Below are 21,936 nucleotides of genomic sequence, written 5' to 3'. Positions count from 1 at the left end.
CGCGGGGTGTATTAGCGGACTGGTTGAGTGCGTCCATTATCACCAGCCCAGTCGCTGCATCGGGTCTATGTGGTAATGGTCTTCAAGGTGGACAGGGCTGACAGTGTTGAAAGGTTTGTTCATGAAATGCCACGGCTGTCTAGCTATGGATGTGCACACTATAGCTGGAGTGACCAGTTGCTTGATTCTAAGCTAGATATTACTGTCTGCAAAATTTTCACATGTGAAAGTTTTTTTGCCCCCCAACAATACGTTCTTCATCGTCACTGTTTATGTTTTGAACAAAAAATCAGATGCATTCATAAGCTGATGTTTTTTTATTTTTCATTGAAAATCTTTATAGAAACAGGATGTAAGCCTTAAAAGAGACATGGTATTAACGTGATCTATATAAAATATGCTCAAGTCATCGTAGCTAAAACAGATGCTGAATCAATATTAGGTGAAAACTAAACACCGCATCACTAATTTCCCCAGTGTGTGGACAATTTCATGCTACAGATTCCGGCAGCAAGATGAAGTTTTTCATGTGAAACTGCTCCGTCAAACCGGTTATAAGTTGTTTTCCCGATGATTATGTCTAAGATACTGCCTAAACCAGATAACAGTAGTATCAATAGGTTCCAAAATTGGTTGACTTTTAGGGTATTGATACAATAATCAAAACATTACGAGAACATTCATGGGAAAAATCTTGACGGTAGCCATCCACAAGGGGGGAACCGGGAAAACCACTATCGTGTCACACCTAGCTCTCTACGCACACAGTAAAAAGCTGTCTGTCTTGATCATTGATATGGATGCCCAAGCCAATATCAGTGCATTTTTCCATGTTGAGTCTGCCAAAACCGGAGCTTCCGGTCTGTTTCTGAAAGACAGGGAAGTTGTTCCTCTCTCAATAGGCGGCGAGACGTTCAAACTGATTCCTGCCGACGAAGGTTTGTTAGGTATCGAGCGGTTGCCTTTTGAAACAGTGCAAATATTTAGGCAACGGCTACGCACGTTTGCCAATACTTTCGACCTAGTGATTCTGGATACACCGCCAACAATGGGATTTGCCATGTTAGCCCCCTTGATTGCCTCTGATTTTGCGTTATCCCCCGTGATTCCTGATGCTTTCAGTGTGCGCGGTGTTAAAACCTTGTTTGCCAAAATCAAGGCGGTCAGAGCCAAACAAAATCCTTCGTTGAAATTTCTGGGATTGGTGATAAACCGCTGGAATAGCAGGAACGTGCAACAAGTTGAAATGGTGAGAAAGTTCTTGGAAGCACTGCCGGGACAAATCATTGCTAACCCCTTGGCAGACCGTTCTGCTATCGCTAATGCTGCCTACGAAAGCAAAGCAGTATGGGATAAACCCAACGGTGGTGCTGCACGCATTGCGGCTCAGGAAATGCTGGCAGTCATGCAAGAAATCATGGGAAAAATGGGTATGAGGATCAACTCATGATGGATACTGACTTTGGATTGGATTCACTTGCCGCAGAACTGGAAGCAGGCGGTACGGTCGTTGCAGAGCTGCTGGTGCAGCAGATTTCCCCAGATCCCGAACAGCCCCGTAAAAAGATTGATCCCGACAAGTTGCAGCAACTAGCCGATTCGATTAAAGCCCAAGGGGTTATTCAGCCGATTGTGGTACGTAACGGGGAGGTGTTTGACAGCTATATCATTGTTGCAGGGGAACGGCGCTGGCGAGCCTCCCAAATAGCTGGTCGAACCACTATCCCGGCTGTGGTACGTGACATCTCACTGACAGAGATTATTGCTGCTCAGATCATCGAAAACATTGACCGGGAAGGTTTTTCCCTGCTGGATGAAGTGCGGGCAGTCATGCGGATGTGTGACATCTGTGGGTCAGCGAAGGTCGCCGCTGAAGCATTGGGTAAGTCAAAAGCTTGGATTTCCCAACGGGTCAAAATTGGTACTGTTGGTGGCATCATTGAAACCTTCATTGAAGAGGGTGACAGCACCGACGTGATGGGTACTTACCAGCTTGCCCGTTTCACTGAGAAGTACCCGGAAGAGGGTAGGCAATTCATTGATAACTGGATTCAACACCCGGAATCCAGAGGCAGCTTGCGTGAGAAGGTGGCTGAGTCGTTCTTGCAGATGGATAGGTCAAAACTCTCTCCAACCAGCAGTGAACCCAGCTCACCAATGGCTACAGACTCCGGGTTGGATGTGACCAATAAAGCAGTTCCCGTACCTGAAATCATGGCTGCTACTGGTGCTGTCAATGTACCAGCAGAAACTGTAGCAGTACCCGGACAGGTAGATGAAACCCACCACAAAACGTCCCGTAAGGCAGAACCCAAACCGGAACATGTGGTGAATTTCAGGATAGAGAAGGATGAGGTGTATTTGCAAACCAACAGTAGAACCATCGTCATCAATGAAGCCATGTTAAGAGTCATTTATGGTCAGCTCTAGATTGTCAGCAGAGAATTTCAGGCAAGCCGTTGGAACATTGAAACGCTTTGGAGAACGCCCACAACAAGCTGCTTGGCGGGTACTGGTTAAGGGGGAAACCTTGGAGATGGCAGCCGTTGCCCTCTCTATTTCCAAGGAGGCAGTCAGGAAGTCCGTTGGGCGGGTAACAAATGCTTGGCGTACCATGCACCTCTCGGAAATGGAGGCCGTTCGGGAAAGAGCGATTGGCTTGATGCGTGAAGCGATGCGTCTCCTGCCAATCCCCGAAGGTTGGGAACCTGTGGTGGTTTACCTGCCGCGTAGCATGACCAAAACTATCCGTGAGCTGGAGACTCAGCAACTGGCAACCGTGCAGAAAGGGATGCACAGTGACCAGCAGTTGAACAAGCAGCCTACGGCAAATTCCTAGTGTTGGATGCGTACCCCAATCTGCTGTTGACTGGCAAAACTGGTCTGTATTCCATCCGTTTGGTTGCAGGCCGTCCAACCCAGATACTGCTTGGCAAACAGCACAAGGGGCTGCTGTTTACCGAGGGGCAGACTTTCTGTTATGTGGTAGGGGGTGGCGGTCGTGTCAGCGGTTGGGTTGTACGTAACCAGGCAGGTCAGCATTCCTTGCCGGGACTGGAAAAACCGGTTGTACTATTGCTGGAAGCTGCCGGAAAACTGCGGGTACAACGTCTGCTGAAGACACTCAAGCTGCTCAAAGCGCACACTATCAACCTTGATGCTATTCTGCTGGAAACCTTCATTCAGTGGGATGCCCTGCTGGCCGGAAAACGTTACCAACCTGAATGGATATTGGGGAAACTGCTCTAGGAAAACGCATAAGGCTTGGGAGTTGTTGTTACAGATTCTGGCTGTCTAGGATATAGCTTGAATTACCCAAAGCTAGCAAGACAGCTTCCATCAAATCATTACGGTTATGGACAATATGGTCACAGGCCATCTCAATCATGGCATTCACAATAGCACTGGCAGATTCACCCGCTTGACGGAAATCGGTACGGATGCCGATGATGGCTTGTCCTGCTGATTTGCGGCTGAAGAAGTAACCTATCTCCCAAGCCGTGCCATCATCCACCTGTGTCCCGTCCAGCAAGGCAACCACGATACGGGCATTGTCTAAGCCATCCTTGCAACGTCGGAATATCTCGGTGCGAGCAGCACTACCCAGCGCAATAATTTCTTCGGTCGTGATCAGTTCGTAAGGCCAAACAACATCAATGGCGGCATTCTGCTGGGCAGCAGCTTGCAACAACAGAACCTTGGTTTGGGTATGCCATGCACGTTCTGCTTCCGTGAACAATGGTCCCGCGAGGTAAATACAGGTCATGCAGGTTTTACATCCTCAATACATTAATAGCGGCCTACTATAGCAGCCTTGGTGATGCTTCAGCCTACTGGGCTATGACCATTGATGATGTAAAAAGGGTAGGGCAGTCAGGTGGTTATGGTTCAACCCTGTCGGGCATTTTATGGTGCGTATTTTCAACTGTAAGGAGATTTTTATGGTCGAACGTGGACGCATTGTGCCGCTGTTGTTGGTGATTGGCTGCCTGTCGTTGGCTATCACGGTGGCTTGGCTGAAAACGCCTGTGTTGATCTGGAATATAACCAGCAGTTTACCAAAAGGGTTTTACAAGATCGAGCCTGGTTACACCTATGGTGATATTGTGGCGTTCGACATCCCGGAAAAATTTCGCCCGTTAGTGCAAGAACGTGGCTGGATCCCATTGTATGACCGCCTGCTGAAACGGGTGGTGGGCAGGGCAGGGGATACTGTTTGCATCCGCCAAACAGACATCACCTTGAACGGTGAATGGTTTGGTAAAACCAGCCTGAGTGACTCGAAAGGTAGACCAATGCCGCAATTGGATGGCTGTCATACTGTGCGAGCTGGACATGTTTGGGTGATGTTAAAAGACAATCCATTGTCGCTGGATTCACGCTATTTTGGGGAAGTGGATGAAGCCCTGATTTACGGCAAAGCCCGCCTCATCTGGGGTGACAACAACTGATAATCATGCCGTGTTTCTGCGCCATATGTTGCATGGTAGTTGCATTTCAGATGCAAAATCTTTTGCGATCTATCTGCTAAAACATCGTATCGTTTCTCCTTGGTGCATGGGCTGGATGCCTTATCTCTTGTCTTGTGCTTTATCCCCGCCAGCTAACCCAACGTTAGAATGCTTTTTTGTGAGATCTGTTCAGCAGACTGAAACCGTTGGTTGCCCTACCCATCATCAATGATATTTCCCGCCCCATCATCCTGGTTTTAAATACCTTGGGGTTTGGGGCAAAGCCCCAACTGAATCAGGTGGTAGTAAAAAAAGTACCGCTTGTCATTGGTCAACTTGAGATTGGATTAGTGCAAGATAAAAGTGTTGTAGCTGGTACTTTTCAAGTCCCTGAAAACCAACACTAAATGATTCTACAACGGTGTGTAGGTTTGTCGATTGCTGATAACAACTTATTGTATTTAAAGCAATAAGTATTCTACAGGATGTAATGATGGCGCAAAAGGATACTTACGACGATCTTCCACTTCGCGTTGATCTTCGGGCAAAAAAGAAAGGAGAGCCTGCCGTTTCCTTGCGCCGTGGCGGTGCAACGTCTAAACGTCCTGCCAACGTAAAACCCAAGCGCATCGGGCCTATCCGTGGCGTATCCGCACCTGCAACCCGTAAGTCTGACATCCTAGGATCTCGCAGGGTAGTGGTCAAAGCTAGGGTAATCAAAATGACGGCTTATGGGGTCGGTGCTGCCAAACTTCACCTGCGTTACCTTGACCGTGAAGGGACTGGGCAGACAGAAGAACGCGAAGGTTTTTTTGATCGTGAACAGGACGGTATCCAGCGGGAGGCAGTCGATGCGATTCGAGAGGGAGAGCCGCACCAATTTCGTCTGATTGTGTCCCCGGAAGATGCAGAACGTTTGAATCTGACGGATTACACCCGCAAGCTGATGGAACAGGTGGAATCTGACCTTGGGCGCAAGCTGGACTGGAAGGCTATCAACCACTACAACACCGATAATCCCCACACCCACATTGTCATCCACGGTCTTGACCGGAAAGGTGAAGAAGTTTTCATTGACCGTGAGTACATCTCCAACGGCATCCGCCATCGGGCATCTGCGCTAGCAACACAGGAACTCGGCCACCGATTGGAACATGAGATCCGTGATTCCATCCAGAAAGAAATCAAGGCGAAGTTATTTACCCGTACCGACCGGGAACTGATCCAGCAAGCACAGGATAATAAGCTGACTATTGAGGCAGCCAAGAATTCTCCGGCTGCCCGCTTGCAACGTTCCAAGTTATTGGGACGTTTGCAGGAACTGGAATGTTTTGGTTATGCGGAAAAGCTTGCCGGGCAGCAATGGCGCTTGGCAGATAACTTGTCAGACAAACTGAAACAACTGGGACAGTATGATGAGGCGATGATCCGGCTAAAACGTGCAGAACAGCAGTTAGGGCATCCAGCCAGTGGCTACCGCCTGCATGATCCTGCTATTGGCAAGCCGTTGGAAGGGGTGGTGCTTGAGCGTGGTCTGAGTGATGAGGTATCTGAACGGGGCTACCTTATTGTGGGAAGCCGTGATGGCATCTTGCATCAGGTTGCTGTCAGCAACCTCGCACAGGAAGAAAGCAGGGTCGGCCAGATTATCCGGGTGCAGGTGTTGGAGGAGAAATCTGTTAAAGCGACTGATTGGAACATTGCCGGTTACGCGGCGGCGCATGACGGGATTTACCATGCGGAATCCCATGCGTCGTGGGCAATGGGGGAGGGCAAGATTACCCCCACACAGCAAGAGAGTTATCGCCATGCCCATCAACTCCGTTTGAATACCCTGTCCAGACTGGGTGTGGTGAAATCCCTTGAGGGTAATCGCTGGCAAATCCCGGACAACCTGCCTGACCAAGTGCAAGCATTGGCACAAAAAGACAGCCGTACTACCCGCACCGTGTTCGTTGCCCAGCACCAACTCCCTATAGATACCCAAGTCACTTACCGTGGCCGTACTTGGCTAGATGAGCATTATCACGAGCTGATAGAAGACGGTAGGCCGCAAGGTGTCGCCATCAAGTTGCGCAATGCGGCTGCGTTACGGGCGCAATGGCTGACAGGGCAGGGGCTGGAAGCGGGGACACAGGCTTCCCGTTCGGCACTGGACGACATGGAACGCCAGACACTAGCGGCTCAGGTCAGGCAAAAGACAGGGCTGCCTTTCCGCCCGTTGGCAGCCGGTGAATCCATGCAAGGCAAGGTGTTGGGGGTGGTCGATGTCCCATCCAACCGCCGCTATGCCGTGGTAGCCAACAGTAAGGAGTTTTCTATGGTTCCGTGGAAACAGGAACCCCTGCCACCCAAAGGCATGAACATGGCCATTGGCATCAACCCACAGGGTAGGGCGTGGAGTAAACAGATTCAGAAGGGGATCGCACGATGAGTCAAATGCGAGGCACAACCATCTTGTGGGGACAGTTCATCGTGGCCTTCATTGGAGCCATGATTGCCCTGCAAACCGCCACCCAGTTTGTGGCACATAAACTGGGGTATCAGGAGGCTCTGGGGGAGCCTGCCTACCACGTGTTCGGGACACCGTGTTACTGGCCATGGAAATATTGGGCATGGCTGTACCAGTACGACTATTACGCCAAGACCGTTTTCTTTCAGGGTTCCCTGATCATTTACGGCGGTGTCCTGGTGATTTTCATGGTGATCGTGTTCATGTCGGTGAACCGGGCTAAGCGTAACAAGCATCCAGATGCTTACGGTACAGCCCGTTGGGCAACCGTGAAAGATCTGAAGAAAGCCGGAGTGTTGGCAGAAGAGGGGATTGTGCTGGCACAAACGCATGACCGTGAGCACACCTTGTTACGGCACAGTGGCCCGGAACACTGTTTCGTGTTTGCACCCACCCGCAGCGGTAAAGGGGTGGGGATTGTTATCCCGACCTTGCTAAGCTGGCGGGCATCGGTACTGGTCTATGACATGAAGCGCGAGAACTGGGACATTACCGCCGGTTGGCGTAAGCAGTTTTCCCATGTACTGCGGTTTGAACCGACTGCTTCTTTCTCAGTGCGTTTCAATCCGCTGTTGGAAGTGCGCAAAGGGGAAAATGAAGTCCGCGATGTGCAAAACATTGCCGACATTTTGGTGGATCCCGATGGTAGTAAGGATCACATGGATCATTGGGAAAAGACCGGGCATTCCCTGCTGGTGGGGGCTATCCTGCACGTCCTTTATGCTGAACCTGACAAAACCCTGACGGGGGTCGCCAAGTTTCTGAGTGACCCTGACCGGACATTCTTCAAGACCCTGAACCACATGCTCCGATGCAGGCACTTGGGTGATCGGGTGCATCCCGTGGTGGCTTCTGCCGCCCGTGAGTTGCTGAACAAGAGTGAGAATGAGCTGTCCGGTGTCCTGTCCACGGCGATGAGTTTTCTGGGGCTATACCGTGACCCGATCATTTCCCGTAACACTGCCGTTAGTGACTTTACGATTGTTGACCTGATGAATGCCAAGAACCCGGTCAGCCTGTATATCGTTGTCCCACCCAGTGATGCTGACCGTACCCGTCCGCTGATACGCCTGATGCTCAACCAGATAGGCCGCCGCCTGACGGAAAGCATGGGGCAGGAGGGTAAGCCGCACCGGCATGACTTACTGATGTTGTTGGACGAGTTTCCGACCTTGGGACGCTTGACATTTTTTGAAAGTGAACTGGCCTACATGGCAGGTTACGGTATCCGCGCCTTGTTGATTGCGCAGTCCCTCAACCAGATTGAAAAAGCCTACGGGCCAAACAACTCCATTCTCGACAACAGCCATATCCGGGTTACTTACGGTACGCTGGATGACCGCACCGCCAAACGTATCTCGGAAATGCTGGGGACAGCGACCGAAAACCGGCGGCAAACGAACTATGCAGGCCACCGGCTTGCACCGTGGTTAGGACACGTCATGGTCAGTGAGCAGGAATCACCGCGTGCCTTGTTGACGCCGGGTGAAGTGCTACAGTTTCCGGCTACTGAAGCCTTAGTGATGGTGGGCGGAAACCCACCTTACCGGGGATTGAAGGTCAGGTACTACGAAGACAGGCGCTTCATGGGCAGGGCAAAGTTGCCACGCCCTGATGCCGCCGAATGGCAGGGAAAAGAACTCAAGGGGCTGGGGCTTCCCAGCGCTTGGTTACAACTGCCAGCCCCGACAGTGGAGCCAGAGCAGCCGTCAGGTGCTAATAGCAATGCTGCATCAGCGGGGATCGCTGGTGGTGTACTGCTGGAGGGTGAAATCCAGCATAACCCGGAATGGGGAATTTCTGTTGATGACAGGCAACAGCCTGAAAAATCAAAATCCAAGCTGGAGCCGGATGATTGTCATCAGGATGCAGAAAAACGCAAAATGCGTGAACTGGAGCAGCAACGCACGGAACGTAACCGGCAACTGGGCAGGCAGCGGGCCATCGAGCAATCACGCCAGCCGAGTGGGGGGGGGATGCCGTTATGAGTAAGCCAGTCCCTTATGCGGCTTTGAATATCAGGATACAGAACGCTACCAAGAAACGGCTGGAAGCCTATGCGGCTGCCAAAGGTCAATCACAGGGCAGTATTGTGGAGGCTGCCTTGCGTGAATACCTGGATGATTCCAGCCAGGCAACCCTGATCTTGCGGGAGCTGGGCAGGTTACGGCGTGGGGTAGGGCGGATAGAGCGCAATCTGGATGTCATGGATGCGGGTTTAGCGGGTTTTGTACAGATGTGGCTGGCTTATAATCCGCCGTTACCAACCGGACAGAAAGAAGCGGCGCAAGCCATGGCAGCAGAGCGGTTTGACCAGTTTATTACCTTTATCCAGCACCAAATCAAACAAAACAAAACCTTCATTGCCCAAGTTGCGGAAGACGACCTGTTAAAGAACGAGGACATCCGTGCCTTGCTGGACATGGAAAGGGAGGGCAAGGCATGAGCGAATCTGCCAAACGCCGTCTGGATATGCTCAAGTCAGCACTGGAGCCGATTACACCTTGGCTGGAGAAAGACACCATTACCGAGATCATGCTCAACCCAGATGGCAAGGTGTGGGTGAATGAGCAGGGTGTGGGGATGTACAAGACTGGGATTATCCTCAATAGCGAAGCGGCTAACCGGATTATCCGCCTGATTGCGACCGAGGCAGGGATGGAGATTACCCCGGACAAGCCAAGCCTTGCTGCGAAACTGCCACACTGGGGAGCCAGAGTGCAGGCATCCATCCCGCCTTACAGTGTGGACGGGCCGACGTTCAACTTCCGTTTGCCAGCTCGACGCATCTACACGCTGGATGAGTATGTGGAACAGGGGATCATGACCTATGAGCAGGCAGAAACCATGAAACAGGCCGTGCGGGAAAAGAAGAATATATTAGTGGCGGGTGGTACAGGATCAGGTAAGACCACGCTGGTGAATGCCTTGCTGCATGAGATTGCTGGTTCCAATGATCGGGTGGTTCTGATTGAAGATAACTTGGAATTGCAGTGCCCGGTGGAGAATCTGGTCAGAAAGCTGGTCAATCCGCCGGAGCTGACGCTTTCCAAGGCAATATTTGACTCGTTGCGGGAGTATCCGAGCCGGATTATTGTGGGGGAGGTGCGGGATCGGAGTGCCTACGACCTGATTTCGATATGGAATACCGGGCATCCGGGGAATATCTGCACTATTCATGCATCCAGTGCGGAAAATGCACTGCACCGGCTCAACCGGCTGGCGCAGCAGGCACAGCCGCAGTTTGATTTTATGCCGGAGATCAGGCGAATGGTGGGGGCTGTGGTGTATTTAACCGAAGATTCTCGTCGTCCTGTTATGAGATGTGTAGGACAAATAATTCGGCTGTCTTGATATTATCTAGGCAACCCTATTTGCCGCCGCTTAGGCGCAGCCGTCGATTTCATTGTTGAAGATGAAGATATGTTGGAAGTGGCGGAATGGGTGGCGGAGAACACCCTGTTTGACCAACTGCATTTTACGGCAGCGACAGACCCATGCTCAGCTACGACCCGGAAAAAAGGGTGAGTTTGTTGAGATGCGGGTAGGTTTTTCGGGCAGGGTGATTCCGTTTGTACAACGAAAAGTATGCCTAGCTACGTTGTCCTTGACGTTGAGACCAACCGTAATCCCGTTGTATGGAAAAAAATCGCAGGATTCAGCTTGAACCGCAAAGACAATGCTTGGATATGTTCACGGGTCATGTTGCGCGAGCCATTCAGGATCATCGAAACCAAACTCTTACTACCAATTTCTTCTTTCAGGTCTTCGGCTTTAAGCTGGTATTGGTCGATTAGCGTCCTCAGCACTGCCACCCCATCATCCAGTTGCGCCACCCGCTGGTTAAATTCAGCAAATTCCGGTGCGGTATTTTCCCATTCCTCAATCGCATGAGCGAGAATACCGATCAAGGTGCGGTGTTCGTCATAATCCTCCAGCAACTCTTCCATCAATGCCAGTGCATTTTTATAGTCAGCATCATCCCGAATCTCAGTAAGGAAGCTGGCTTGTGCGAAAAGTTCTTTCGCCTTGATTTTTACAGACGCAAAGTCCATCAATCTGCCTCCCGTGCATATTTCTTGCAGAGCTTGTCATAGTCGGCGTGGGTAACAATATGTTTCACATACATACGGTTATCGCGGAACTCAATGAAGGCCAGTAAGCGCAGGTTACTGCCGCCAATGTCGATAACCCATCATTTGTCCTTGTAACGAAAATTATCCAGACTGGGAAACACGGCTTTCAACTCCAGAGGGTTGGCAAAACTGCCGCACCACCACCTGCTTCGGCCTGATGTGTTTCAGCGTCTCCAGACTGATGCGCAGCTTGCTGGTTGCCCGTTGCCAATGGCTACCGTGCAGCCACCAAATCAGCGTAGCCCCACATTGGTGAGAAAACTATCCGGGAAATCTGTCGGGTTTTGGCTGGCGCACCATAACTCAATGCCAAACTTGCGGGCTTCCCGCGCCATCACATTGATAATGTCATCGTTATCCTTACTGAAAAACTTGTGCGCCTCATCCAGAAAAATGACGTGGCGCAGTTCCGTGCCGCTGCGGGTTGATCGAGCCAAGCAATCCCAATTGTAGCGCTTGATCTGCATCAAGGCGACCCTCCGCGCCGATCCCTTAGCCTTAGCCTGTGTTCGACACTTTGCAAATACGGAGGGACTCACACCATGCAGGAAGTTTTCACCAAAAGCATGGCGAGAAATATTTACTACGGCGGCTCGGCCTTTTTCCTGCTGTTATTTCTTGCCCTAACCTTTGACACGCACAACGCTTGGCCTGCGCGTGACAACCATCAAAACATCACCCCGCAAGTTTCCGCAGGCAAACGCTTGTGGGAACGCAATAACTGCATCGGTTGCCATACCCTGCTGGGTGAAGGTGCGTATTTCGCCCCGGAACTCGGCAACGTCTACAAGCGTTTCGGCGAAAACAAAGAAGCGATCAAAGGCTTCATTCGTAGCCGACCAGTGGATGGTATTCCCGGTCGTCGCAGTATGCCGCAATTCAATTTTACCGATGCAGAACTGGATGAAATTGTTGAATTCCTGAAATATGCCAGTGAAATCAACACCAATAATTGGCCACCGAATATTCAGGGTTAAGGAGGATACATTATGCAATATCAATCCCAGTCGGTGGCGAAACTGTATTTTATCGCTGCCATCGGGCTGTTCGTGGCACAAGTGCTGTTTGGCCTGATCATGGGTCTTCAGTACGTCGTGGGCGATTTCCTGTTCCCGGAAATTCCCTTCAATGTGGCGCGGATGGTTCATACCAACTCCCTGATCGTATGGCTGTTGATGGGTTTCATGGGCGCTGCCTATTACCTCGTGCCGGAAGAGTCACAGCGGGAGCTGTATTCCCCGAAACTCGCGGTGCTGATGTTTTGGGTGTTTCTGGTGGCTGCGACGTTAACCGTAATCGGTTATCTAGCCGTTCCGTATGCAACCTTGGCGAAAATCACTGGCAACGACCTACTCCCCACGATGGGGCGTGAATTCCTCGAACAGCCGACCATTACTAAAATCGGCATTGTGGTGGTGGCACTGGCATTCCTCTACAACATTGGCATGACCGTGCTGACCGGACGCAAAACCGTGGTCACCATCGTGTTGCTGACAGGTTTGCTTGGCCTAGCAGTGTTCTTCTTGTTCTCGTTCTACAACCCCGACAATCTGGTGAAGGACAAATACTACTGGTGGTGGGTCGTGCATCTGTGGGTCGAAGGCGTGTGGGAACTGATTCTGGCCGCCATCCTCGCGTTCGTGCTGATCAAAGTCACCGGCGTTGACCGCGAAGTGATCGAAAAATGGCTGTACATCATTATTGCCATGACCCTGATTACCGGCATTATCGGTACAGGTCACCATTTCTACTGGATTGGTACACCGGAATACTGGCAGTGGTGGGGTTCCATTTTCTCTGCACTCGAGCCTATCCCATTCTTTATGTTGACCCTGTTTGCTTTCAACACCATCAACAAGCGCAAGCGTGAACATCCGAACAAGGCCGCAGTACTGTGGGCAATGGGAACGGCAGTCATGGCATTCCTTGGGGCGGGTGTATGGGGTTTCCTGCATACCTTAGCGCCTGTCAACTACTACACTCATGGCACGCAAATCACCGCAGCGCACGGACACATGGCGTTCTACGGCGCATATGTCATGGTGGTACTAACCATTATTTCTTATGCTGTTCCCATCATGTTTGGTCGCGAAGCGAAGAGCAATGCCAAGCAGGTCATGGAAATGTGGTCATTCTGGTTGATGACTATCTCCATCGTGTTCATCACTTTGTTCCTCACGGGCGCTGGCATTCTGCAAGTTTACCTGCAACGTTACAGTGATGCGCCACAGGCATTCATGATCGTGCAGGAAAAAATCAGCCTATTCTACTGGATGCGGGAATTTACCGGGCTGGTGTTCTTCGTCGGGGTAATCCTGTTTATCCTGAGTTTCTTGCCGGATCGCAAAGCGCAACAGGTATAAGCAACCCCTTCTGTAGTATCGAGCCGTCGACTCCTTTGGTGGTAAATGTGTACTAAAGACGGTATTCACTCCGGCTGAAGACTTCTCTCCAGCCGGTTTTTTTATGTTAGCCAAGGAGTGTTGTTATGCCACACAAAACCGTAGTTGCCATCCGTCATGTGGCGTTTGAAGATATGGGAACGCTGCAACCCGTGCTGGAACAGCGTGGTTACTCCCTGCGTTATTGTGATGTTGGGGTCGATTCACTGACCGCCCTGCACAATGTCCAGATTGGTTTGCTAGTGGTATTAGGCGCACCGATTGGGGCATATGACGACGCTTTATACCCCTTCCTTGCGGATGAAATGGCGTTAATTACCGAACGTTTACGGCAAGGTTTACCCACACTGGGCATCTGTCTGGGTGCGCAATTGATGGCCCGTGCTTTGGGTGCTCGGGTTGCGCCGATGCCTGCTAAGGAAATTGGCTTTGCGCCGTTGACCTTGACGGCAGCGGGTAGCGAGTCGACGTTGCAATATCTGCCAGCGGATTTGCCTGTCCTGCATTGGCATGGTGATCAGTTTGAGATTCCGGCGGGGTTGGCGGCATTGGCACAAACACCGCTGTGTCCGCATCAGGCATTTAGCGTGGGCAATCATGCGCTGGCCTTGCAATTTCATCTAGAAGCGGATGCTCGCCGTATTGAACAATGGTTGATTGGGCATTGCGCCGAGTTATTGAATGCCGGGGTTGACCTGTCGTCATTACGCCAGCAAGCCGTAGAGTATGGTGCAGCCTTGTGTCAGGCTGGTGAAGCAGTGATCGGCGCATGGCTGGATGAGCTTGAATTGGGGCAAGGTGCATAGCAGCCGCTTTGCTTTACCAGAATTTGGCTTGACTCAAGTCAATGTGGTTCAGCCTCCTGAAAGCATAGCATTTCTGTGTAAAATTAAACCATGCCTTGCTTGGATTTATATTTTGTTGTGTAACGTTCTTAACTTCTCTTTTGCTAAAAGGATAGGATTATGAAGAAGATAATACAGGTGTTTACGACACTGTTGGTTTCTTTGCTGTTTACCCAGATGGCTCAGGCTGCGGTAGATGCCGATGCCATTAAGACATCCTTAATGACCGCCCGTGAGAATCTGGTGGCTATGATTGGTACTCCCGATGCTGCCGCCCAAGACAAGTATCAGGAGGAGATCACCAAGGCGACCAAGGGTGTGGATGACGGTGTTGCTGCTGCCTTGGCTGATAAGGGGACATTGCCGGAACAGGTGACAAAACTGGAAGCGTTTAACAAAGTCTGGGGCGAGTTCAAAAAGACCCGTGACGATGAAATTATTCCCGCCATCAAAGCCGGAAAAGTGGAAGATGCCAAGAAATTGGCCATAACCGTTCAGGCAGAACGAATGAAAGCGATGAAAGGGACACTCTCCGAATTGGGTGCAAAACCTGATCCAGCAGCAAAACTAGAGGCAGGTGCAAAATAACCTTCATAGGTAGAGCCTGAAAAGTTACCGGCTGGTGATATATGCCCGCCGGTTTTTGCATGTCCAGCAAGCTTGACTTGGGTCAAGGCGCATAGCAGCCTCTTTTCTTAGTTTATTACTCAACAATTGTGATGACATTTTCCGAATGAACTTTAGGTGTTGAGTATGCAGCATTACCGCACGCTATCCCGGCTGGCTTTTTTCCTCCTATTTATCCTCGCTCCACCGCTAGATTCGTTCCGCTTTGACCTGAACGCCAACCACCTGTTTTTTCTGGGGGAACCGTGGCAGCTTGGTTTCACGGCACAATCGGACAGCCTGCAAATGGTTGGCAGCATCTTTTTACGTATATTCATGCCTATTTTTCTGGTAGTCGGTGTAGGGGGCTGGATTTCATGGAAATATGGGCGTTTATACTGCGGCTGGCTTTGCCCGCATTTCGCGGTGGTGGAGATTATCAACGCCCTGATGAGGCGGGCATCTGGCAAACCTAGCCTGTGGGAGAAACAACCTCTGCCAGAACACCAATCGGATGGTAAGCATATTCCCCGTAATTCTTGGTATTGGCCTGTGACCGTGCTGGTAGTCGGGCTGGTTTCTTTTCTCTGGGCGGTGGTGTTATTGACCTACTTGTTGCCACCAAAAGAAATTTACACCAACCTGCTGACGTTTTCGCTGACCCGCAACCAAGCCATTTTTATTGGCATGGGTACGTTGTTACTCATCCTTGAGTTTACTTTGGCACGCCATTTGTTCTGCCGCTTTGGCTGTGCCATTGGTCTGGCACAAAGCTTTATCTGGATGGGTAACCGCAAGGCGTTGGTGGTGGGTTTCGATAGTAAACGCGCCAAGCTGTGCAGCGATTGCGATGCGTCTTGTGAACATGCCTGCCCGATGCGTCTGAAACCGCGCACTATCAAGCGCAATATGTTCACCTGCACCCAGTGCCATAGCTGCATTGATGCCTGCGGGAAGGTACAGGAACACGCCAGTGGAGTTTCCCTGCTGCAATGGGTGGATGGCGAGTGTGCCAAGGCAGTGGCAAAGGATGCTGGGGTGGCGACGAACCCTCCAGCAAATTGTTTTCAACATGGCAAGAAGAAGTCCCCATGATCAAATTGAATATTGAACCGCCCGTGACGGGCAAGTATGCGCTTTCCCACCTCGGCTTCCGGCCTTTTTTCCTCGCTGCGGGATTGTTTGCAGTGATCGGCATGGTGCTGTGGACAGGAATTTATAGCTTTGGCTGGGCTGGTTTACCTGCTGATTATCCTGCCATCATCTGGCACGCCCATGAAATGGTATTCGGCTATGCAGTGGCAGTGGCGGCTGGTTTTCTGCTGACTGCCATCAAGAACTGGACGGGGCAACAGACCTTGCACGGTTTGCCTTTGCTGGGGTTGGTGGGTGTCTGGTTGCTGGCTCGTATGCTGCCTTTCACGGGCTTGCCGCTGGCGTTTACAGTACTGGCGGATACGCTGTTCCTATTGTGGCTGCTGGTGGCAACAGCGCAACCGATTGTCTGGGTAAAACAGTGGCAGCATCTGGCTATTGTAGGCGAGGTTGCCTTGCTGCTGGTGGCTAATGCGGTTTTCTATTTGGGCTTGCTGGGGTACTGGCCGGTAGGGATGCAACTGGGTCTGTATGCCGGTTTCTACATCATTCTGGCGCTGATCTTTACGATGGGGCGGCGGGTCATCCCGTTTTTTATCGAACGTGGGGTGGGTTGCCCGTTTGAGGCGCGTAACAACGTGTGGGTAGACCGCCTCAGCATGGGGTTGTTTGTGGCTTTTGCTTTGGCGGATTTGCTGGTGTTGGGGACTGGCAGTGCCAGTGCTGCTTATTGCGTTGCTGCGCTTGCCTTGGTGCAAGTTGGGTTACACGGCATCCGTCTGGCAGGCTGGCATCACCCCAATATCTGGCAAAAGCCGCTGTTGTGGGTGCTGTATTTGGCTTATGGCTGGTTGTTGTTGGGTTTCTTGCTGAAATTCCTCACGGTGGTGGCTGGTGTTTCTCCTTGGCTGGCGGTACATGCTTTTGCCTATGGCGGCATTGCGATGATGACGGTCGGGATGATGGCGCGGGTAAGTCTGGGGCATACCGGGCGCAATGTGTTTGCCCCGCCGCGTAGCGTCATCCCAGTATTCCTGTTGCTGTTCTGCGGCGCATTTGTCCGGGTGGTGGCGGTGTGGCTGTTCCCGCCATTCCATGCGGTGTGGATACTGGCGGCACAATTGCTGTGGATAGCCGCCTTCAGCCTGTTTGTCTGGCAGTATTTGCCGATGCTGGTCAAGCCACGGATTGATGGGAAGTACGGCTGAATTTTGCCGCCGTCCTCGGCTTAACTCAGGTCAAGGTGTAACGGGCGGCGTGATTTCACAATGCCAACTGTTTGAAATGAAGCAGTATTTCCAGTGCGTTACCCGACCTATTCCAGACTTCAAGACACAGTGATATGAAACTTCAAAAAAGATTGCTGGCAGTAGCCGTAGCTACGACTGCGGTTCTACCGGGGTTAGTTTGGTCAGAAGCCACCCTTCAGGATGTAATGAAGGCTCGTGGACTGCCTGAAAAAGACATCTTGGTAGCCGCCCAAACCTATATTCCCACTGGTGGGCGCGATGAATACCTAGCTATGACCACCAATACTAACAGCCATCGCGGTAATAATTTTGCCACAATCACTAGCCTCAAAATGCTGAATCCAATTTCAACGCCTGATATAGGAACATGGCAAGGCTACTGATAGCTTGACCTGAATCAATCTTGCTAAGTTTGTCCAGCAAACACCAGTTGGGATTTATGGTTCAGCCTTGGCACAAGCGGGGAAGTGGTAATAGGGGACAGAGCTAGATGAGCTTGATTTTTCAAAAAAAGCCGCTTGATTCAAGTCAAGGAATAACCCTATTCAGCGTAGCAGTATGACCAGATAGAGGTTACTTACACGCAAGGAACGGGAGGCGTTTTCATGAAACAGTTGTCATTAAATCTGGTCATTGCTGCCATTTTGTCAGCATCAGCTATTGCCTATGCAGAAACAGCGGCGATCACCAGCCCGACTGACCCCACCGCAACTCACAAGGCGGAAATGGGAGCTAATACCGCATCCCCACCAGCCATGCCGGGAGTACCGGCTGCCAAAGATGCGAAGCTAGCCGATAGCAAGCAGGAACAGGCTGCTGCACCTTTGCCACCAGCCCCTCCTATTACCCCGGAAGAATTTGAGCACGGCAAGCAGATATTTTTCCAACGTTGCGCTGGCTGCCACGGCGTGCTGCGCAAAGGTGCTACCGGCAAGCCATTAACCCCGGACATTACCCGCGCCAAAGGCACAGAATACCTCAAGGTGTTCATCAATGGCGGTTCACCGGCAGGGATGCCCAACTGGGGAACCTCTGGTGAACTGACCCAAGCAGAAGTCGACCTGATGGCACGTTATATCCAGCAGGATGTCCCCCAGCCACCCGAATGGGGCATGAAGGAGATGAAAGATAGCTGGAAAGTTGTCATCAAGCCGGAAGACCGCCCCACCAAGCAGATGAACCAGTACAATATCAGCAACATTTTCTCGGTGACATTGCGGGATGCCGGTCAAATTGCCCTGATTGACGGCGATACCAAACAAATCATCAATATCATCAAAACGGGTTACGCTGTCCACATTTCCCGCCTTTCAGCATCAGGGCGTTACCTGTTCGTGATCGGACGCGATGCCAGAATCAACCTCATCGACTTGTGGATGGAAAAGCCCGACACCGTTGCTGAAATCAAGATAGGGTTGGAAGCACGTTCCGTGGAAACCTCCAAGTATAAAGGCTTTGAGGACAAACTCGCCATTGCAGGCTCTTACTGGCCGCCGCAATACGTCATCATGAAGGGCGATTCGCTAGAACCGGAACAGATCGTTTCCACCCGTGGCATGACCACTGGCACACAGGAATACCACCCTGAACCGCGTGTTGCTGCCATCGTTGCTTCACACGAACACCCCGAATTCATCGTCAACGTCAAGGAAACCGGCAAGGTCTTGCTGGTGAATTACGAGGATGTGAACAACCTGACCACCACCTCTATTCCTGCGGCCTTATTCCTGCATGATGGTGGTTGGGATTCGACCCACCGTTACTTCATGACCGCCGCCAACAAATCCGACAAGGTGGCAGTCATTGACTCCAAAGAACGCAAACTGACCGCGTTGATTGACGTGGACAAGACCCCGCATCCGGGGCGCGGTGCAAACTTTGTCCATCCCAAGTTTGGCCCCGTCTGGGCAACCAGTGCCTTGGGTAATGAAAAAATCACCCTAATCGGCACTGACCCGAAAGGTCACAAAGACAACGCTTGGAAAGTAGTTGAAACGCTCAAAGGACAAGGTGGCGGTTCGTTGTTCATCAAAACCCATCCAAAATCCAGCAATTTGTGGGTCGACACAGGTTTAAATCCCGATGAAAAGCTCAGCCAATCGGTTGCGGTGTTTGACATCAACAACCTCGAAAAAGGCTTTGACGTGTTGCCGATAGCACAATGGGCTGATCTCGGCGAAGGCCCCAAACGGGTAGTCCAGCCTGAATACAACAAGGCGGGGGATGAAGTTTGGCTGTCGGTATGGAACGGCAAAACCCAGAAATCCGCTATCGTGATCATCGACGACAAAACTCGCAAGCTCAAGCAGGTCATCAAGGATGACCGCCTGATTACCCCAACGGGCAAATTCAACGTTTACAACACCATGAACGATATTTACTAATACTAAACACGCTAGAAAGGAAAGGAGGGCAGGCTATAATAACCTGCTCTCCGTTTATTTAAGAAATCTCCTTCAATTCCAGCCGCAAGGTACGTAGGTATTCCTCATGGCGGAAAGCGGTGGATTTTTCTTCCAGCCGTACATCAGTCAGGTTTTCAATCCAGACACCTATTTCCAGATGTTTGCTGACCGCTTTGCGTACCCCTGTATTCCACAGGGTGTAATTCGGCGCATCTGCCATGACACCTGTGGTGGGGAAGGCGATGGGGTGGTCGGCAAGGTCTGTCTAGCAGCATGTAGACGTTGCCCCTAAGCAATGCCCTGGCGACGCAGTTTTTCAAGATCGTAAACGTGAATCAAGGCACGCTCCACCTTGATTAAACCTTGGTCGGACAATGAGTGGAGTTCGCGTGAAAAGGTTTCGGGAGTCAGGTTCAAGCTGGATGCCACCACGGACTTGCTGACCAACAAGGAGACTATTCCCTGAATCCGACTCCCCCCCACAGGTTGGGCATTTTTCAGTAAAAAATCATTCACCCGTTGATGGGCGTTACGCAAACAGCAAACATACATGCCCGCCAGTAATTGGTTGATGCGTGTACAGGCCAACTCCAGAAAGACCGTTGCCATTTCTGGCCATTGTTGAATACCTGTTAGTATGGTTTCATTGCTGATACACAGTAAATCTGACTGTATAAGCGCCTGAGCGTACACAGGTGCTTCAGAGGATTTGAAAATACTGGCTTCCCCGAAGGTTCCACCGGGCAACACCACATCAATGGTGCGCTCATGACCGCTATCGGCAACGATACCAATCCTGATACTGCCCGCTTTTAAACAAAACACCCCAGCAGGCAGGTTTCCGGCCTCAAACAACCGTTCTAGACGGGGTACGGTGACGGGACGGGCATCTTGTAACAAGTACCGGCGTTGTTCTTGAGGTAAGCGTTTAAAACACCCAAAAGCTGATAATCCATCATACACAAGCGTTATTCCTGTGAAATACCCAATGTGTATAGTTATAACGGGTTTGATGGTAAAGGCGACTTGATCTGCATCAAGGGGAAATGGGCATTTTTCGCTTAGAGTTCCACCCGAATCATTTCCTCCAACATCGCCACATCCAGCAAGTCAATGTGCTGGTCATTGACAGAAATGAGTTGGTGGTTGGCGAGGCGTTTGAGGATGCGTGAAAAGGTTTCCGGCTTGATCGACAGGCGCGAAGCCACCACATGCTTGGGCACATCCAGCGCGATGCGATTGCAGGTAGGGTCACTACAACGCGCCTCCAGCAGCCAGATAACCAAACGGAAGGTGGCATTATGCAGGGTCAATCGGTCGACTTCGTTGAGTAGCCAGTGCATCCGGCGACTCATCAGCCCCATCATGCCGAAGCACACGTCGACGGAGGAACGCAGCATTTGCTCGTATTGCACGGCATTGATGCCAACCACGGTGGCAGGTTTGAGCGCCACGGCATGTACCGGATATTGCCGCCCGCCCATGAATAGCACGGCTTCGGCAAAACTGCTACCGGGGACGATGATGTCCACTACTTTCTCATCACCATTGGGGGTAAGGCGGAACAGTTTTACGAAGCCTTTGATGTTGACGAACACCTCATTCAGCGGGTCGCCCTGCCGGAACAGCAGTTCGCCTTCATTCAGGGTATACAGGCGGGCAGTATCCACTAAGGCATTGAACTGACTAGGTTCAAGTGCTCGGAACAGCGGTGAGCGGCGTAACAAAATCAGGGTATGATTATCAAATTTCATGCCATGCCTTGTTTACGTACCTGGTTCACCAAACGCCCTAACACACTGGGGAAACTCTCCAGTAAGGTTTCAAACTCCACCCCATCCAGCATGTTTTTCACCCGTAAGCCAAGATCGGTATCGCCTTCGATCAGCAAGCGGCGGTTGAAAAACAGCGTGTCGGGGTCTTCCAGCCGCAACGCCAAACGGGTGAAATCCAGCAGCGTAGCGGTGAAAGTGACATCGGCTTGCCCCGCTGTTTCTGCCTTCAAGCCCGATGTTGCCATCGAGAACCACAGCTTGATGCCGGTATCGCGCACAGCCACACAAAAGCGGCGGTCTTGCAGGGCTTCCCACTCCAAATCTTGCAGGCTTTTCCACACCGTGAGGTTGAACGCGGTGGCAAACGTCAGTGATGGTGGGTAAGCAGGCAGGCGGGAAATCAGGGCTGCCAGCGAAGAAGGGAATGCAATCATCGTTATCGTATCCATTGGGTTAAAC

General features: G+C 51.3%; 25 protein-coding genes and 1 pseudogene. 18 read left to right on the top strand and 8 right to left on the bottom strand.

Going from position 1 to position 21,936, the window contains the following annotated elements:
* Positions 1-682: 682 nt before the first annotated feature.
* The 4 genes from J1836_RS00920 to J1836_RS00905 are packed head-to-tail and all read left to right on the top strand — an operon-like array spanning position 683 to position 3,249.
* The gene (locus J1836_RS00920; RefSeq protein WP_207249137.1) at positions 683-1,450 is read left to right on the top strand and encodes a ParA family protein; all 768 of its coding nucleotides are present in this window, start codon (positions 683-685) and stop codon (positions 1,448-1,450) included.
* Positions 1,447-2,430, top strand: a complete 984-nt coding sequence (locus J1836_RS00915; RefSeq protein ID WP_207249136.1) for a ParB/RepB/Spo0J family partition protein — start codon at positions 1,447-1,449, stop codon at positions 2,428-2,430. Before J1836_RS00920 ends, J1836_RS00915 begins: the two co-directional genes overlap by 4 nt.
* Positions 2,417-2,839, top strand: coding sequence for a TrfB-related DNA-binding protein (locus tag J1836_RS00910; protein WP_207249135.1), 423 nt, complete (start codon positions 2,417-2,419; stop codon positions 2,837-2,839). Before J1836_RS00915 ends, J1836_RS00910 begins: the two co-directional genes overlap by 14 nt.
* Positions 2,839-3,249 carry a hypothetical protein gene (locus J1836_RS00905; protein WP_207249134.1) on the top strand — a complete coding sequence of 137 codons (411 nt, stop codon included), beginning with the start codon at positions 2,839-2,841 and terminating at the stop codon, positions 3,247-3,249. Before J1836_RS00910 ends, J1836_RS00905 begins: the two co-directional genes overlap by 1 nt.
* 28 nt (positions 3,250-3,277) lie before the next feature.
* On the opposite strand, the gene J1836_RS00900 is transcribed toward J1836_RS00905, so the two are convergent.
* Positions 3,278-3,766 carry a nucleoside 2-deoxyribosyltransferase gene (locus tag J1836_RS00900; protein WP_207249133.1) on the bottom strand — a complete coding sequence of 163 codons (489 nt, stop codon included), beginning with the start codon at positions 3,764-3,766 and terminating at the stop codon, positions 3,278-3,280.
* A gap of 175 nt (positions 3,767-3,941) precedes the next feature.
* Here J1836_RS00900 and lepB point away from each other — a divergent pair, with 175 nt between their 5' ends.
* From lepB to J1836_RS00870, 6 genes are all read left to right on the top strand, one after another.
* A complete protein-coding gene (gene lepB / locus J1836_RS00895; RefSeq protein WP_207249132.1) occupies positions 3,942-4,451 on the top strand; it encodes a signal peptidase I in 510 nt (169 codons plus the stop codon).
* Positions 4,452-4,657: 206 nt separating this feature from the next.
* On the top strand, positions 4,658-4,858 hold the full coding sequence (locus J1836_RS00890; RefSeq protein WP_207249131.1) for a hypothetical protein: 201 nt from the start codon (positions 4,658-4,660) through the stop codon (positions 4,856-4,858).
* A gap of 83 nt (positions 4,859-4,941) precedes the next feature.
* The gene (locus J1836_RS00885; protein ID WP_207249130.1) at positions 4,942-6,885 is read left to right on the top strand and encodes a DUF3363 domain-containing protein; all 1,944 of its coding nucleotides are present in this window, start codon (positions 4,942-4,944) and stop codon (positions 6,883-6,885) included.
* A gap of 5 nt (positions 6,886-6,890) precedes the next feature.
* Positions 6,891-8,951 (top strand): IncP-type conjugal transfer protein TraG, encoded by a 2,061-nt coding sequence (traG, locus tag J1836_RS00880; RefSeq protein WP_207249246.1) that lies wholly within the window; start codon positions 6,891-6,893, stop codon positions 8,949-8,951.
* Positions 8,948-9,409, top strand: a complete 462-nt coding sequence (locus J1836_RS00875) for a ribbon-helix-helix protein, CopG family (protein WP_207249129.1) — start codon at positions 8,948-8,950, stop codon at positions 9,407-9,409. The genes traG and J1836_RS00875 overlap by 4 nt, the downstream gene beginning before the upstream one ends.
* Positions 9,406-10,317, top strand: a complete 912-nt coding sequence (locus J1836_RS00870; RefSeq protein WP_207249128.1) for an ATPase, T2SS/T4P/T4SS family — start codon at positions 9,406-9,408, stop codon at positions 10,315-10,317. Before J1836_RS00875 ends, J1836_RS00870 begins: the two co-directional genes overlap by 4 nt.
* Positions 10,318-10,559: 242 nt before the next feature.
* Here J1836_RS00870 and J1836_RS00865 read toward each other — a convergent pair whose 3' ends face one another.
* The 3 genes and pseudogenes from J1836_RS00865 to J1836_RS00855 all read right to left on the bottom strand — a co-directional run bounded on the left by J1836_RS00865 (position 10,560) and on the right by J1836_RS00855 (position 11,566).
* Positions 10,560-11,018, bottom strand: a complete 459-nt coding sequence (locus tag J1836_RS00865) for a helix-turn-helix domain-containing protein (RefSeq protein ID WP_207249127.1) — start codon at positions 11,016-11,018, stop codon at positions 10,560-10,562.
* Positions 11,018-11,233 (bottom strand): annotated as a pseudogene (locus tag J1836_RS00860) (type II toxin-antitoxin system HigB family toxin); the annotation flags it as partial. The pseudogene J1836_RS00860 and the gene J1836_RS00865, both read right to left, overlap by 1 nt.
* 99 nt (positions 11,234-11,332) lie before the next feature.
* Positions 11,333-11,566, bottom strand: coding sequence for a helicase HerA-like domain-containing protein (locus tag J1836_RS00855; protein WP_242632665.1), 234 nt, complete (start codon positions 11,564-11,566; stop codon positions 11,333-11,335).
* Positions 11,567-11,641: 75 nt separating this feature from the next.
* On the opposite strand from J1836_RS00855, the gene J1836_RS00850 reads away from it, so the two are divergent.
* From J1836_RS00850 to J1836_RS00815, 8 genes are all read left to right on the top strand, one after another.
* A complete protein-coding gene (locus J1836_RS00850; RefSeq protein WP_207249125.1) occupies positions 11,642-12,076 on the top strand; it encodes a c-type cytochrome in 435 nt (144 codons plus the stop codon).
* A gap of 12 nt (positions 12,077-12,088) precedes the next feature.
* On the top strand, positions 12,089-13,462 hold the full coding sequence (locus J1836_RS00845; protein ID WP_207249124.1) for a cbb3-type cytochrome c oxidase subunit I: 1,374 nt from the start codon (positions 12,089-12,091) through the stop codon (positions 13,460-13,462).
* A gap of 125 nt (positions 13,463-13,587) precedes the next feature.
* Positions 13,588-14,307, top strand: a complete 720-nt coding sequence (locus J1836_RS00840) for a glutamine amidotransferase (RefSeq protein ID WP_207249123.1) — start codon at positions 13,588-13,590, stop codon at positions 14,305-14,307.
* Positions 14,308-14,466: 159 nt separating this feature from the next.
* Positions 14,467-14,934: an MCP four helix bundle domain-containing protein gene (locus tag J1836_RS00835; protein WP_207249122.1), complete on the top strand. Its 468-nt coding sequence runs from the start codon at positions 14,467-14,469 to the stop codon at positions 14,932-14,934.
* 165 nt (positions 14,935-15,099) lie between these two features.
* Entirely contained in the window at positions 15,100-16,047 is a 948-nt protein-coding gene (locus tag J1836_RS00830) for a 4Fe-4S binding protein (RefSeq protein WP_207249121.1), read from the top strand.
* Positions 16,044-17,255 carry an NnrS family protein gene (locus J1836_RS00825; protein ID WP_207249120.1) on the top strand — a complete coding sequence of 404 codons (1,212 nt, stop codon included), beginning with the start codon at positions 16,044-16,046 and terminating at the stop codon, positions 17,253-17,255. The genes J1836_RS00830 and J1836_RS00825 overlap by 4 nt, the downstream gene beginning before the upstream one ends.
* Before the next feature lie 134 nt (positions 17,256-17,389).
* Positions 17,390-17,680, top strand: coding sequence for a hypothetical protein (locus J1836_RS00820; protein ID WP_207249119.1), 291 nt, complete (start codon positions 17,390-17,392; stop codon positions 17,678-17,680).
* A 222-nt stretch (positions 17,681-17,902) separates the two neighbouring features.
* Positions 17,903-19,681 carry a cytochrome D1 domain-containing protein gene (locus J1836_RS00815; protein WP_207249118.1) on the top strand — a complete coding sequence of 593 codons (1,779 nt, stop codon included), beginning with the start codon at positions 17,903-17,905 and terminating at the stop codon, positions 19,679-19,681.
* A 58-nt stretch (positions 19,682-19,739) separates the two neighbouring features.
* Here the strand turns inward: J1836_RS00815 and J1836_RS00810 are convergent, their stop codons facing one another.
* The 4 genes from J1836_RS00810 to ubiT all read right to left on the bottom strand — a co-directional run bounded on the left by J1836_RS00810 (position 19,740) and on the right by ubiT (position 21,911).
* Positions 19,740-19,922, bottom strand: coding sequence for a hypothetical protein (locus J1836_RS00810; protein ID WP_207249117.1), 183 nt, complete (start codon positions 19,920-19,922; stop codon positions 19,740-19,742).
* 68 nt (positions 19,923-19,990) lie between these two features.
* The gene (locus tag J1836_RS00805) at positions 19,991-20,602 is read right to left on the bottom strand and encodes a Crp/Fnr family transcriptional regulator (RefSeq protein WP_207249116.1); all 612 of its coding nucleotides are present in this window, start codon (positions 20,600-20,602) and stop codon (positions 19,991-19,993) included.
* Between the two features lie 161 nt (positions 20,603-20,763).
* Positions 20,764-21,456: a Crp/Fnr family transcriptional regulator gene (locus J1836_RS00800; RefSeq protein ID WP_207249115.1), complete on the bottom strand. Its 693-nt coding sequence runs from the start codon at positions 21,454-21,456 to the stop codon at positions 20,764-20,766.
* Positions 21,453-21,911 (bottom strand): ubiquinone anaerobic biosynthesis accessory factor UbiT, encoded by a 459-nt coding sequence (gene ubiT / locus J1836_RS21720; protein WP_207249114.1) that lies wholly within the window; start codon positions 21,909-21,911, stop codon positions 21,453-21,455. Before ubiT ends, J1836_RS00800 begins: the two co-directional genes overlap by 4 nt.
* Positions 21,912-21,936: the final 25 nt, after the last annotated feature.

The sequence above is a fragment of the Thiothrix fructosivorans genome (genome assembly GCF_017349355.1).
Lineage (GTDB): Bacteria > Pseudomonadota > Gammaproteobacteria > Thiotrichales > Thiotrichaceae > Thiothrix > Thiothrix fructosivorans.
This window is presented reverse-complemented; position numbering and strand designations above follow the sequence as displayed.